Origin of the sequence: Variovorax raffinosi (assembly GCF_051216615.1) — a bacterium.
In the GTDB taxonomy this organism is placed as follows: Bacteria; Pseudomonadota; Gammaproteobacteria; order Burkholderiales; family Burkholderiaceae_C; genus Variovorax.
This window is the reverse complement of the sequence record NZ_JBPJZR010000001.1, coordinates 1,191,422-1,204,237: the sequence shown is the minus strand read 5'-3', so window position 1 is coordinate 1,204,237 and position 12,816 is coordinate 1,191,422. Positions and strand designations below refer to the sequence as shown.

14 protein-coding genes are annotated in these 12,816 nt (G+C 66.8%); 10 read left to right on the top strand and 4 right to left on the bottom strand.

Translation table 11 applies throughout. The features are described 5' to 3' along the window. Positions 1 to 24 precede the first annotated feature (24 nt). Both ACSFB7_RS05710 and ACSFB7_RS05705 read left to right on the top strand, forming a co-directional pair. Positions 25 to 855 carry an SDR family NAD(P)-dependent oxidoreductase gene (locus tag ACSFB7_RS05710; protein ID WP_435467886.1) on the top strand — a complete coding sequence of 277 codons (831 nt, stop codon included), beginning with the start codon at positions 25 to 27 and terminating at the stop codon, positions 853 to 855. A 326-nt stretch (positions 856 to 1,181) separates the two neighbouring features. After that, positions 1,182 to 1,970, top strand: a complete 789-nt coding sequence (locus ACSFB7_RS05705; protein ID WP_435467884.1) for an enoyl-CoA hydratase-related protein — start codon at positions 1,182 to 1,184, stop codon at positions 1,968 to 1,970. A gap of 6 nt (positions 1,971 to 1,976) precedes the next feature. On the opposite strand, the gene ACSFB7_RS05700 is transcribed toward ACSFB7_RS05705, so the two are convergent. The 4 genes from ACSFB7_RS05700 to ACSFB7_RS05685 all read right to left on the bottom strand — a co-directional run bounded on the left by ACSFB7_RS05700 (position 1,977) and on the right by ACSFB7_RS05685 (position 6,848). Further along, complete coding sequence (locus ACSFB7_RS05700; RefSeq protein WP_435467882.1) at positions 1,977 to 3,014, bottom strand: DUF2167 domain-containing protein; 1,038 nt, start codon at positions 3,012 to 3,014, stop codon at positions 1,977 to 1,979. A 176-nt stretch (positions 3,015 to 3,190) separates the two neighbouring features. Next, positions 3,191 to 3,877 (bottom strand): Fe2+-dependent dioxygenase, encoded by a 687-nt coding sequence (locus ACSFB7_RS05695; protein WP_435467880.1) that lies wholly within the window; start codon positions 3,875 to 3,877, stop codon positions 3,191 to 3,193. A gap of 27 nt (positions 3,878 to 3,904) precedes the next feature. Further along, positions 3,905 to 6,202: a TonB-dependent receptor gene (locus tag ACSFB7_RS05690; RefSeq protein WP_435467878.1), complete on the bottom strand. Its 2,298-nt coding sequence runs from the start codon at positions 6,200 to 6,202 to the stop codon at positions 3,905 to 3,907. Positions 6,203 to 6,425: 223 nt separating this feature from the next. Beyond that, a complete protein-coding gene (locus tag ACSFB7_RS05685) occupies positions 6,426 to 6,848 on the bottom strand; it encodes a cupin domain-containing protein (protein ID WP_435467876.1) in 423 nt (140 codons plus the stop codon). A gap of 104 nt (positions 6,849 to 6,952) precedes the next feature. On the opposite strand from ACSFB7_RS05685, the gene ACSFB7_RS05680 reads away from it, so the two are divergent. The 8 genes from ACSFB7_RS05680 to aroC all read left to right on the top strand — a co-directional run bounded on the left by ACSFB7_RS05680 (position 6,953) and on the right by aroC (position 12,811). After that, positions 6,953 to 7,417, top strand: coding sequence for an ArsR/SmtB family transcription factor (locus ACSFB7_RS05680; RefSeq protein WP_435467874.1), 465 nt, complete (start codon positions 6,953 to 6,955; stop codon positions 7,415 to 7,417). Then, positions 7,300 to 7,776: an SRPBCC family protein gene (locus ACSFB7_RS05675; RefSeq protein ID WP_435467872.1), complete on the top strand. Its 477-nt coding sequence runs from the start codon at positions 7,300 to 7,302 to the stop codon at positions 7,774 to 7,776. The genes ACSFB7_RS05680 and ACSFB7_RS05675 overlap by 118 nt, the downstream gene beginning before the upstream one ends. After that, positions 7,773 to 9,017: an RNA polymerase sigma factor gene (locus ACSFB7_RS05670; RefSeq protein ID WP_435467870.1), complete on the top strand. Its 1,245-nt coding sequence runs from the start codon at positions 7,773 to 7,775 to the stop codon at positions 9,015 to 9,017. Before ACSFB7_RS05675 ends, ACSFB7_RS05670 begins: the two co-directional genes overlap by 4 nt. 93 nt (positions 9,018 to 9,110) lie before the next feature. Continuing rightward, complete coding sequence (locus ACSFB7_RS05665; RefSeq protein ID WP_435467868.1) at positions 9,111 to 9,482, top strand: YciI family protein; 372 nt, start codon at positions 9,111 to 9,113, stop codon at positions 9,480 to 9,482. Continuing rightward, positions 9,479 to 9,847, top strand: a complete 369-nt coding sequence (locus tag ACSFB7_RS05660; RefSeq protein ID WP_435467866.1) for a YciI family protein — start codon at positions 9,479 to 9,481, stop codon at positions 9,845 to 9,847. The genes ACSFB7_RS05665 and ACSFB7_RS05660 overlap by 4 nt, the downstream gene beginning before the upstream one ends. After that, positions 9,844 to 11,427, top strand: a complete 1,584-nt coding sequence (locus ACSFB7_RS05655) for an MFS transporter (protein WP_435467864.1) — start codon at positions 9,844 to 9,846, stop codon at positions 11,425 to 11,427. The genes ACSFB7_RS05660 and ACSFB7_RS05655 overlap by 4 nt, the downstream gene beginning before the upstream one ends. A 51-nt stretch (positions 11,428 to 11,478) precedes the next feature. Further along, entirely contained in the window at positions 11,479 to 11,664 is a 186-nt protein-coding gene (locus tag ACSFB7_RS05650) for a hypothetical protein (RefSeq protein ID WP_187109138.1), read from the top strand. 31 nt (positions 11,665 to 11,695) lie between these two features. Further along, positions 11,696 to 12,811 carry a chorismate synthase gene (aroC, locus tag ACSFB7_RS05645; RefSeq protein WP_435467862.1) on the top strand — a complete coding sequence of 372 codons (1,116 nt, stop codon included), beginning with the start codon at positions 11,696 to 11,698 and terminating at the stop codon, positions 12,809 to 12,811. The last annotated feature ends 5 nt before the right edge of the window (positions 12,812 to 12,816 follow it).

The following is a 12,816-nucleotide window of genomic DNA, read 5'->3' as shown; positions in this document are numbered from 1 at the left end:
AGAAGAAGTAAAGGAAACCAGGACATGACAACCAAGCTCGACGGCAAGGTCGCACTCATCACCGGATCGGGCCGTGGCATCGGCCGCTCGATCGCACTCAAGCTCGCATCGGAAGGCGCACGCATCGTCGTCAACGACCTCGACGCCGCACCGGCCGAAGAAACCGTGCAGGCCATTCGCGCCGCCGGCGGACAGGCCGTGGCCTGCGTCGGCAGCGTGGCGGCGCCGGACTTCGCGGAGCGATTCGTGGGCACGGCGGTCAGCGAATACAAGGGCCTCGACATCATCGTCAACAACGCCGGCTACACCTGGGACAGCGTGCTGCAGAAGATGACCGACGAGCAGTGGTACGCCATGATCGACGTGCACCTGACGGCGCCGTTCCGCATCCTGCGCGCGGCGCAGCCGGTGATCCGTGCGCTGTCGAAGACCGAGACCGAGGCGGGCCAGCGCGTGGTGCGCAAGGTGGTCAATATCTCGTCGGTGGCGGGGCTGTTCGGCAATGCGGGGCAGACCAACTATTCGGCGGCGAAGGCCGGCATCGTCGGCATGACGCAGACGCTGGCCAAGGAGTGGGGACGCATGAACGTCACGGTCAACTGCGTGGCCTTCGGCTTCATCCAGACGCGGCTGACTGCGAGCGCGGCTGAAGCGTCGACTGCGAACATCGAGGGGCGTGAGATCAAGGTTGGTATCAACCCTGGGCTCTTGGCGATGATGGAGCAGTCCATTCCCCTGGGGCGTGGCGGTACGCCTGAGGAAGCGGCTGGGGCCGTGTATCTGCTGTGTACGCCTGAGTCGGACTATGTGAGTGGGCAGACTTTGATGTGTACCGGGGGGCTTACTGGTATCTGAGGGTTTTTCAAGGGCTGCTGTTCTTCAGGGCGACACTCACGCCGACACGGTGCTCTTTTTCGCGAATGTCCCCCGCTTCGCTCCTCCTTTATTTCGCGAAAAAGAGCCCCGTATCGGCGCGAGCGCTCAGAGCACTGGTTGATCGGCCGCAAACGCACGGTCTGTCCCTGTGCGAATGACACCAGGTGCTCCCCGCAGCGAAATAAAGGAGGAGCGAAGCGGGGGACATTCGCGGAGGGGAGCACCTGGTGTCATTCGCACTCGCCCCGAATAAAAGCCTTAAAACAAGCAAACCAAGCAACCCAATCCACAGCGGAGCAACCAAGATGAATCTGAGCGAAGGCATCGCCTGGAGCGTGCAAGACGACATCGGCCGCATCGTGCTGAAGCGGCCCGAGCGCGCGAACGCACTGTCGTCACCGAGCGCCCGTGCGCTGGTGCGCGCGGTCGACGAGGTACTGGCACACAAGCCGCGCGCCATCCTGCTGACCGGCGAGGGCCGCGTGTTCTGCGCAGGCGGCGACATCGATGAGTTCGTTGCCGCGGGCGAGAAATTGCCCGAGCTGGTGAACGACATCCTGGACGGGCTGCATCCCGCATTGCTGCGCCTGGCATCGAACCCGGCACCGCTGGTCGTCGCCGTGAACGGGGCTGCGGGCGGCGCAGGCGTGGGGTTGGCGCTGTGCGGCGACTTCGTGCTGGCGGCGGAGTCGATGAAGCTGCGCACGGGGTATGCGGCCATCGGGCTGTCACCCGATGCGGGGGCTTCCTACTTTCTCGCGCGACGTGCCGGGCCGGTGCGGGCGCAACAACTGCTGATGCTCAGCGACGCCATCGACAGCCGGCGTTGCCTTGAATGGGGCATCGTCGATGCGGTCCATCCAGATACTGAACTCGCAGCGGCAGCCGAAGCGCTGGTGATGCGGCTGGCGAATGGCGCGAGTGCCTCGTTCGCGGGCATCAAGGCACTGTGCGCCGGTGCGCCGGGCCGGCCGATCGAGGCGCACTTCGCGATGGAGCAGAAGCTGCTGCACGAACGTGCGGGCAGCGCGGATGCACGAGAAGGCGTGGCGGCGTTCGTTGCCAAACGGGCGCCACGCTTCACCGGCCGCTGAAGCGGATCAGGCGGTCGGCGGCTTCGGGGGCTCGTTGTTGATGCCGCTGGTGCCAGCGCTCGTGCTTGTGGCGTTGAAGTTGTCGTCCACAGGCGCCGTGGCGACGACAGCGGGTTCCTTCTTCTTGAACACCTTCGCAATGCCCCACAGCGCTGCGCCGACCGCCACGATGGCGAGCTTCGCGAACTTGGCGAAGAAGGCCAGCACCAGTGCGAACAGGCCCAGCTTCTTCACCGCCACGCCCGCCACCAGCGCAGCCAGTCCATAGGCCGCGACCTTGTCGGTGGACGAGTTGAAGTCCGCGTACTTCTTGCCGTCGTCGTACTGCAGCGCGCCGAGCAGCTTGGCGGCGTCGGGCTTGTACTTGTCGAGGTCCTTCGCGTTGGTGATGAGGTTCAGGCTCAGGTAGCCGTCGCGGCCCAGCGCGTAGGTGTTGTAGTTCACGCCCTGGTTGCTGTCGGTGCCGCCCTTTTGCTTCGACAGGGCCGACCACACGAGGCGGTGCGTCTCGGCTTCGTACTGCGGCTTCTGCGCCCAGCCCGTGACCTCGATGCTTGGAATGCCGCGCTTGGCACGCTCTTCGTTCGCGGCCTCGGTGCCTTCCTTCAGGCTCTTGAGCAGGTCGTCGGCGTTCCAGTCCTTGGCGTCGTCGTCCTTGATGTAGCCCTCTTTGACGAACTTCACCACGGCCATCCAGTCGGCGTCGTCGGCGGGGAAGATCACGCCGATGAAGGTGTCGTCGGTGCGGTTGCCCATGCTGCGCATCAACTGCGCGGCGGCGGGCATCGGCACCCAGACGTAGCCGGCCGGCAGGTGCAGATGGGCCTGGTCGCGCAGGGCGATTTCGGCGGGGCCGATTTTCTGCACGGCCTTTGCGGCCTTGAAGGCGGCCTCTTGTTCGGCTTCCAGCGTGCTGGCTGCGGAAGCGGCTGCTGTGGTGGTTGAAGTGCTGTCGGACGGCGATGCGGCATGGACGGTGTGGGCCACAAAAGCGGCGCACGCAAGCAGCAAGCCGGCCGTAAGGCGGGCAGTGTGAATACGCAAGTTCTCTCTCCTCGGTTGTTATCGATTTTTCGAGCGGAGAGAGTTTATCTAGCGCACAAGGTGTGAAGAAACCGTAGCGAGCGCGCCGAGCTTGCATCGAGGACCGGAGCCGTACTTTGTACGGTGAGGACCGCAGGTGCGAGATCGGGGCGCGCAGTAGGTTTATTCACGCCTTGTCAGGTGTCGCTCCACTTGCGCAGCAGGTTGTGATACGTGCCCACCAGCGTGCGACGTGCCGGTTCGTCAGCATTGCTCTGGTTGAGCCGCTGGATCGCGTTGTCCATGTCGAACAGCAGCGCGCGGTCGCCGGCATCGCGCACCAGGCTTTGCACCCAGAAGAAGCAGGCAACGCGCACGCCGCGCGTGATGGGCGTGACTTGATGCACGCTGGTGGCCGGGTAGAGCACCATGTCGCCAGCCGCGAGCTTCACGGTCTGCATGCCGTGCGTGTCTTCCATCTGCAGTTCGCCGCCGTCGTAGCTGTCGGCATCCGACAGGAAGAGCGTGGCCGACAGGTCGGTGCGCAGCTTGCGGCCGGTGCGCGGGTCGATGCGCACGCCGCCGTCCACGTGCAGGCCGAAGCGCATGCCTTCGCTGTAGCGATTGAACATCGGCGGATACAGCAGGTTCGGCAGCGCCGCGCTGATGAAGGTCGGGTGGCGTTCGAGCGCACTGGCCACGATGGCCTGGCATTCGTGCGCCACCGTCGAGCCTTCATCGATCTGCTGGTTGAACTTGACCGGCGCGCCCTGATGGCCCGCGGTGACGCGGCCATCGACCCACGCATCGCCGGCCGCATCGAGGCGCGCACGCACCGCCGCGAGCGCCTCGCGATCCAGAACACCGGGAATGCACACCAGCATGGCGAATCGATCTTCCCGCCCGCAGGCTCAGAGGTGGTAGGTGAACGACACTGTGGCGGCGCGGCCCGAACCCGGTACCGCGCGACCGCCATCCGATGGAATCAGCGCGTCGTAGTAATGGCGGTTGGCCAGGTTGAACACGTTCAGGCGGATGTCGTACTTGGGCTGATGGTAAGCCACCATCGCGTCCAGCCGCGCATAGCCGCCGACCTGAACCAGGTCGGTATTGTTGGCGAAACGCTTCGCGCTGTAGGTGGTGCCGCCGCCGATTTCCCACTCGGGCGTGATGGCATACGTGGCCCACAGGCTGGCCGCGTCCTTCGGCGTGTTGGCGGGCGTCTTGCCGAGCGTGCCGGGCGCGATGCCTTCGATGATGGAGGCGTCCAGGTGCGTGTAGGCGCCGAACAGTTGCAGCTTGTCGGTCACGCGGCCCGCGATGCCTGCGCGTGCGCCGTTCACGCGCACGGTGCCGGTGGCGCTGTAGGTGCCGTCGCTGTTCTGCGAGCGCGCGTTGGTCTGCGTGATCTGGAACGCGGCCGCCGTCAGCGAGAGGTTGCCGTCGTTCATGTCCCACTTGCCGCCGAACTCGTAGGCCTTGTTCTTCTGCGGCGGCAGCGGTTGCGTGCTGCCGGTGGTGGCGACCAGTTGTTCGAGCGAAGGGTTGAACGAGGTGCTGTACGACACGTAGTACGACTGCTCGGGTGTCGGCTGCCAGATGGCGCCGGCACGCACGCTGGTGAAGTTGACGGTCTGGCTTTCGCTTGCGAGCGTGGTCGCGGTCGAAATCGTGTTCTGGATGTTCGCGCTGTAGTGGTCCTGCCGCAGGCCGCCGACCAGCTTCCACTGCGGGCTCAGCTCCAGCGTGTCGTTGAAGTAGCCGGCCACCGTGTTGGCGCTGGCCGTGGCCAGGTTGCCGGGCAGCGACGGCGCGGTGATCGGCGTGTTGCTCTGGAACGGCGAGAGCAGCGGCGTGCAGGCCGCATAACCGCTGGTGCCGCCCGCCGGGTTCAGCGCCACGCCGCCGCAGGTGCCGTTGCGGTAGTAGGCCTGGTTGCTGTAGGTGTCGTGGCCCAGTTCCAGGCCCACCAGCAGCGTGTGCTTGATGGAACCCGTCTCGAACTTGGTGTTGAGTTCGGTCAGGTTGAAGAGCGACTTGTCGTGGATCGTGCGGTCATGGCTTTGCTGGCGCACCCACAGGCTTTGAAGCGGCAGCGTGCTGAACGCGGCGGCCGGCACGGCGGTGGTGCCGGTGGAGAAGGGCGTGAACACGCCCTTGGCCGACAGCGTGCCGATGCTTTGCGGCGCGGTCTCGCGTGCGTCGGTGGTGACGTCGTTGTACTGGGTCTGGTTGCGGATCGAGGTGTCGGGCGTGAGCTTGTGCAGCACCACGGCGCTGTAGGCCTGGATGTCGGAGATCGTGCGGTCGTCGTTGAAGCCGTAGGCCGTGTCGCGATCGACCTTCACCGGACGGCCGTTGAGCGGCGAGACGCCGTAGTCGGGCATGTCGCGGTTGTGCTGCACAAGCGCCGAGAGCGTGACCTGCGTCGGCGTGTTGATGCCGAACTTGACCGAGGCGTCGAGGCCGAAGTCTTTCAGCTTGGTCTGGTCGCGCGTGCTCGCATCGCCTTGCTGGCCCATCGCCGCGATGCGGAAGGCCGAGGTGTCTGACATCGGCCGGTTGATGTCGACGGTCGAGCGTACAAGGCCGGTCGTGCTGGCCGACACCGAGACCTCGCCGGCGGGCGTGAGCGACGGCTTCTTGGTGACCTGGTTGATCACGCCGCCGGTGGAGCCCCGGCCGAACAGCATCGACGACGGGCCCATGAGCACTTCGACCGATTCGAGTGCGAAGGTGTCGCGGTAGTACTGGGCGCGGTCGCGTGCGCCATCGAGAAAGATGTCGGTACGTGCCGAGAAACCGTTGAGGTTGATGTTGGTGCCGATCTGGCCGCCTTCTGCGCCGCCGATCGTGAGGCCGGGCACGTTGCGCAACGCACTGGCCAGCGAGGTCGCACCCTGCGACTGCATCACGGCCTGGTTGATGACGGTGATGGATTGCGGCGCATCGCGCAGGTCCGCGGGCAGGCGGCTCAGCGACGATGGGTTGGCGCCGAAGCTGGATTTGTCTTGCGCTCCCTGGACCTGCACTTCACGCAGCGTGCCCGGCACCGAGGTGCCGGCAGCGGGCGAGGGCGCCGATGCCGCGCTGGGCGCCGTGGGCTGCACGGCCTGCTGTGCAAATGCGGCGGGCAATGAGGAAAAGAAGCCGACGAGGGCCAGGGCAACGGGCGTGCGGCGGCGCATCGGGCGGTAGGGGCGGGTCATGGAGCAGGCTTTCCGGAAGGGGGCACGGGCGACGGCGCCCGGTCATGCAGTGCAAACAAAAGCACCACTGGCGGAAATTCTGACTGCGAATCGCTCTTATTTGAAGTGCCTGCCGACGCGCTGTCTGGCTTCAGAGACAGCGCTTCATCTTTACCTTACAAGTCAGGTGGAAGACAGATTTCGATTTGTCCGTGTGGCCGGATGTGCGCCTGGAGCCCCTGAATCACTTCCAGGGCGTCGGCGGCGGAATCTCGCACACCGGCTCGACGTCGATGCTCTTGAAGTCCGCCGGCGAGACGATCTCCAGGTACTCCATGTCGGGCGAGTAGTCGAACAGGAAGTGCCGGATGCCCGGCCGCTGGTGCACCACATCGCCGGCCTCGACCAGCGTTTCCTTGTCCTCGTACATGAAGCGCGCCCAGCCCTTGATCATGATCACGATCTGGAAGTCCGCCTCGTGGCGGTGCCAGCCGGTGCCCGTTTCCGGTGCCATGTTGGCCTTGACCAGATGCGCGATGACCTTGCCGTTGGTGGCCTCCGCAATCCCGAGATCGCGGTACAGGAAAAAGTCGCGCAGGCCGCCTGAGACGAATTCGGTGTCGCCGGGCTTCACGTGGGAGAACTGTGTGGCGGTACGGTCCAGCATGGGCGGCTCCTTTTCAGGTGGTGGTTGTGTGCTGCGTTGCAGCACGCATAAAGCGTTCCCGAGATCGCTTGACGCCTCCACCTCGCCTCCAGATACTCAACCGCATGGTTCACCCAGAAGCCCCGGCCGATGTGGCCTCCCTCGACGCCGTCTTCGCCGCGCTCTCCGACTCCACGCGCCGCACGGTGCTCGAAACCCTGGGCGAGCGCAGCCTCAGCGTGACCGAGCTGGCCCAGCCGCATGGCATGTCGCTCACCGGCTTCATGAAGCATCTGCGCGTGCTCGAAGACGCGGGACTCATTTCGCGCACGAAAGAGGGCCGCGTCGTGCGCTGCGAACTGTCGGCGCGGCCCATGCAGGAGGCCGCCGTGTGGTTGTCGCGCTACGAGAAATTCTGGACCGGCCGCCTCGATGCGCTGGCGCGCTTTCTCTATCACCAAGAGGAGACCGAATGGCGAACCCTGCCCACAGAGGAGCCGAACAAGAGCGCCCCTCGCTCACCCTCCGCCGGCACTACCGCGTCTCGCCCGACAAGGTCTGGCGCGCGTGGACCGACCCGCAAGCGCTGAAGCTCTGGTTCGGCCCCGATGAAATCGTCTCGGTGCCGCTGGCCGAAGTCGACCTGCGCGTCGGCGGGCGCTTTCGCGTGGTCATGCGCGCGGCCGATGGCGAAACGCATGACGTGAGCGGCATCTACCTGGAGCTTGTGCCCAACCGCAAGCTGGTCTTCAGTTGGGCCTGGCGCAGCACGCCGGAGCGCGAGTCGCGCGTCACGGTGCGGATCGAGCCTGACGCCGAAGGCTGCGAGCTGGTGCTGATGCACGAGCAGTTCTTCGACGCGGCCGCGCGCGACGCGCACAACCACGGCTGGACCGGTGCCCTCGTCAAGCTCGAAGGCTGGCTCGGCCAAGGCAACGGGGCTGCATGACGTCATCTGTCGCTGACACCGTCGATGCGATCTACCGCGCCGAGTCGCGCCGCATCTTCGCCACGCTGGTGCGCCTGCTCGGCGATTTCGATCTGGCCGAAGAAGCGCTGCACGACGCCTTTCGCAGTGCGCTGGAGCAATGGCCGCGCGACGGCGTGCCCGCGAACCCGCGCGCCTGGCTGGTGTCGGCCGGGCGCTTCAAGTCCATCGACGGCATCCGGCGGCAGGCGCGCTTCACGGCCTGGGACGACGCGGCCGAGCACACGGCCGCGCTGGCCGACCCCGCACCCGCATGGGACGACGACACCGAAGACCTGGAAGACGATCGCCTGCGCCTGGTCTTCACTTGCTGCCACCCGGCACTCGCGCCCGATGCACAGGTTGCGCTCACGCTGCGCGAGGTCTGCGGCCTGGCCACCGAGGAAATCGCTCGCGCTTTTCTCGTGCCGGCGCCCACCGTCGCGCAGCGCATCGTGCGCGCCAAGGCACGCATCCGCGATGCCCGCATCCCGTACCAGGTGCCCGCGCTGGCCGAGTTGCCCGAGCGGCTCGATGCGGTGCTGCGCGTGGTCTACCTCGTGTTCAACGAGGGCTACGCGGCCTCGTCGGGCGACAGCCTCACGCGCGCCGACCTGTCGGTGGAAGCGATCCGTCTGGGCCGCCTGCTGGTCGACCTGCTGCCCGACCCCGAAGCGCTGGGCCTGCTCGCTCTGATGCTGCTGCACGACTCGCGCCGCGCCGCGCGCACTTCACCCGAAGGCGACATCGTGCTGCTCGATGCGCAAGACCGCAGTCTCTGGCATCGCGGCCAGATCGAGGAGGGCGCGGCGCTGGTCGAGCGCGCACTGCTGTCCCGCCGCTTCGGCCCCTACACGCTGCAGGCCGCCATTGCCGCCGTGCATGCCGAAGCCGGTAGCCCCGATGCCACCGACTGGCCGCAGATCGTCGGGCTTTACGACGTGCTGCTGCGGCTCGACCCATCGCCCGTGGCCGAGCTGAACCGCGCAGCCGCCATCGCCATGCGCGACGGCCCGGCGGCCGGGCTGGCGCTGATCGACGCGCTGCTCGCGCGCGGCGAACTCGCCGGCTACCACCTGGCGCATGGCGCGCGTGCCGAACTGTGCCGCCGCCTCGGCCACATCGACGACGCGCGCGCCGCCTACGGGCGCGCCCTGTCGCTGGCCCGCCAACTGCCCGAGCGGCAATTCCTGGAGCGGCAACTCGCGTCGTTGCCGGCCTAGAAATTTTTTCTACGCCCGCCGCGCTGACTTGTCGATTCCGGCGATTGCCAATCGACCACTGGTGTCCACATTCAATCTGCAAGGAGAGTCCGCATGAAATACCTCTGCCTCGTTCATTGCGACGAAGCGGTGTTCCGCACGATGCCGCCCGACGAACTCAGGGCGCTGAACGAACAATCCATGGCTTACGACCGCGAGCTTGAAAAGAGCGGGCACTTCATTGCCGCCGAAGCGCTGGGGTCGGTCAAGTCCGCGAAGGTCGTGCAGGTGCGAAACGGCAAGCGCTCGCATGTCGACGGCCCGTACGCGGAGGCGCGCGAGCAGCTCGGCGGCTTCATCCTGATCGAGGCCCGCGACCTGAACGCAGCGATCCAGATCGCCGGCCACATCCCGATGGCGCGCTACGGCGCCATCGAAGTCCGGCCCATCGAAATCATGGGAAATACAGAGGGGAATGCCGCATGAGATACCTTTGCCTGATCTACGGAACCGAAGACCAGACGAGCCACCTCTCGCCTGCAGAAATGGACATGTACATCAACGAACACATCGACTACGACGCGCAGTTGCACGAGCGCGGCAAGCTCGTCGTATCCGAAGCATTGCAGAGCGCCAACACGGCGACCACCGTGCGCATGCGCCGCAACCAACTGTCGGTCACCGACGGCCCCTTCGCCGAAATCAGCGAGCAGCTCGGCGGCTTCTATCTGGTCGAGGCCGACAGCGAAGAAGAAGCGCTGCAGCTCGCGGCCGGCATTCCATCGGCGCGCTTCAGCAGCATCGAGGTGCGGCCGGTCAAGTCGTTCGCGCCCAGCGAGGGAGGTCGATGAACGTTGCCAAGGCTGCTGCATCGCCTCCCGCCCGCGCCACCGCGCGCGAATGGACCGGCCTGGCCGTCATCGCGCTGCCGTGCATGCTCTATTCGATGGACCTCACGGTCCTGAACCTCGCGATTCCGGCGATCAGCGAAGAGCTGAAACCCACGGCCTCGCAACTGCTGTGGATCGTCGACATCTACGGCTTCTTCGTGGCCGGCCTGCTGGTCACCATGGGCACGCTGGGCGACCGCATCGGCCGGCGCCGCCTGCTGCTGATCGGCGCGGCGGCTTTCGGCGTGGCCTCGATGCTGGCGGCGTTTTCCACCAACGCCAACATGCTCATCGCCACCCGCGCGCTGCTCGGCGTGGCGGGGGCGACGCTGGCGCCGTCCACGCTCTCGCTGATCCGCAACATGTTTCTCGACCCGGCGCAGCGCACCGTGGCCATCGGCGTGTGGATCTCCAGCTTTTCGGCGGGTGCCGTCATCGGCCCGGTGATCGGCGGCGTGCTGCTGCAGTTCTTTCCATGGGGCTCGGTGTTCCTGATCGGCGTGCCGGTGATGGTGCTGCTGCTGGTGCTCGGCCCGATGCTGCTGCCCGAGTACCGCGACCCCGACGCGGCGCGGCTCGACCTGCTCAGCGTGGCGCTGTCGCTGGCTGCGGTGCTGACCGTCATCTACGGCATCAAGCAGACGGCGGAACATGGGCCCGATGTGGTGTCGCTGCTGTCGATCGCGGTGGGCGCGGTGCTCGGCTGGGTGTTCATCCGCAGGCAGAAGCGGCTGCCGAACCCGATGATCGACCTGCGGCTGTTCAGCCTGCCGGCCTTCAGCGTTTCGCTCGGCGCCTACATGCTGGCCTGCTTCGTGATGTTCGGCATCTTTCTCTACAACGCCCAGTACCTGCAGCTGGTGCTCGGCCTGTCGCCGCTGCATGCCGGCCTGTGGAGCATGCCCAGCGCGGGGGGCTTCATCGTCGGCTCGATGGTCGTGCCGGCACTGGCGCGGCGCATGCGCCCGGCCTTCGTGATGGGCGGCGGGCTGGCGGTGGCGGCGCTGGGCTTCGGCATGCTCGTCGTGCTCCCGGCGCAGGACGGGCTGGCGTGGATGGTGACGAGCGCGGTCATTTCCTCGCTCGGCCTGGCGCCGGTGTTCACGCTGGCCACCGACCTCGTGGTGGGCAGCGCGCCGCCGGAGCGGGCGGGCGTGGCCTCGGCGATCTCCGAGACCAGTTCCGAATTCGGTGGTGCGCTGGGCATCGCGATCCTCGGCAGCATCGGCGCGGCCATCTACCGCGGCACCATGGCCGACGCCATTCCGGCGGGGCTGGCCGGCACGGCCGAAATCGAGGCGGCGCGCAGCACGCTCGGCGGTGCGGTCGCGCTGGCGGGGCAGCTCGGCGGCGGTGCGGGCACGGAACTGCTCGACACGGCCCGTGGCGCCTTGATGCACGGCCTGCGCCTCACCGCCGGCATCTGCGCGGCGGTGCTGCTGTTCGTGGGAGGGCTGGTGGCCGTCCGCCTGCGCGGGACCGGCGCCAGCGGGGAGGCGGCGCCCGTGGCACCGGGTGCCACCGCATTGCCGGAGCGCTGACGAAACCCCATACTGGGGCTCCCACGACGCGATAGATCACCGGAGCCTTCCATGAGCAACGAACTGCGCAAGAAGCTGCACGACCTGGCGGAGCTGTCCGAGAAAACCACCGACCCGCAGACCAAGGCCATCATCGAGGCGATCCGGCTGCAGACGGCCGTGCTGAACGAGCGGCTGTTCTCCATCGAGCTGCAACTGGGCACGCTCACCCGGCGCATGGAAAACACGACGGACTGAGTGGCCGCCGCTTTGTGGGGATAATCCCGCCATGAGCGGCAACACCTTCGGAACACTCTTCGCAGTCACCAATTTCGGCGAGTCGCATGGCCCGGCCATCGGCTGCGTCATCGACGGCTGCCCCCCGGGCATGGCCCTGAGCGAGGCCGACATCCAGGGCGACCTGGACCGCCGGCGCCCCGGCACCAGCCGCCACGTCACCCAGCGCCAGGAGCCCGATGCGGTGCAGATCCTGTCCGGCGTGTACGAGGGCAAGACCACCGGCACCCCCATCGCGCTGCTGATCCAGAACACCGACCAGCGCAGCAAGGACTACGGGCAGATCGCCCAGCAGTTCCGCCCCGGCCACGCCGACTTCACCTACTGGAAGAAATACGGCATCCGCGATCCACGCGGCGGCGGCCGTTCTTCGGCCCGCCTCACGGCGCCCATGGTGGCGGCCGGCGCGGTCGCCAAGAAATGGCTGGCCGAAAAATACGGCATGGTGTTTCGCGGCTGCATGACCCAGATCGGCGAGGTCACCATTCCCTTCGAGAGCTGGGACCACGTGCCCAACAACCCCTTCTTCGCCCCCATCGCCGATGTGAGCGAACTCGAGGCCTACATGGACCGCCTGCGCAAGGCCGGCGATTCGTGCGGCGCGCGCATCCGCGTCACCGCGACGAACGTGCCCGTGGGCCTGGGCGAGCCGCTGTTCGACAAGCTCGACGCCGAAATCGCCTACGCGATGATGGGCATCAACGCAGTGAAGGCGGTCGAGATCGGCGCCGGCTGGGACAGCGTCACGCAGCGCGGCACCACGCACGGCGACTCGATCACGCCGACCGGCTTCGTCACCAACAACGCCGGCGGCATCCTGGGCGGCATCAGCTCGGGGCAAGACCTCGAGGTAAGCATCGCGATCAAGCCCACCAGCTCGATCATCAGCCCGCGCCAGTCCATCGACATCCACAACAACCCGGTCGAGGTGGTCACCAAGGGCCGCCACGATCCGTGCGTCGGCATCCGTGCCACGCCCATCGCCGAGGCCATGCTGGCGCTGGTGGTCATCGAACACGTGCTGCGCAACCGCGCGCAGTGCGGCGACCCGTCGCCAGCCGGCGGCGAGAAGACCGAAGCCACGTCGCCACAAGCGTCCTTCCTGTAGTGTCC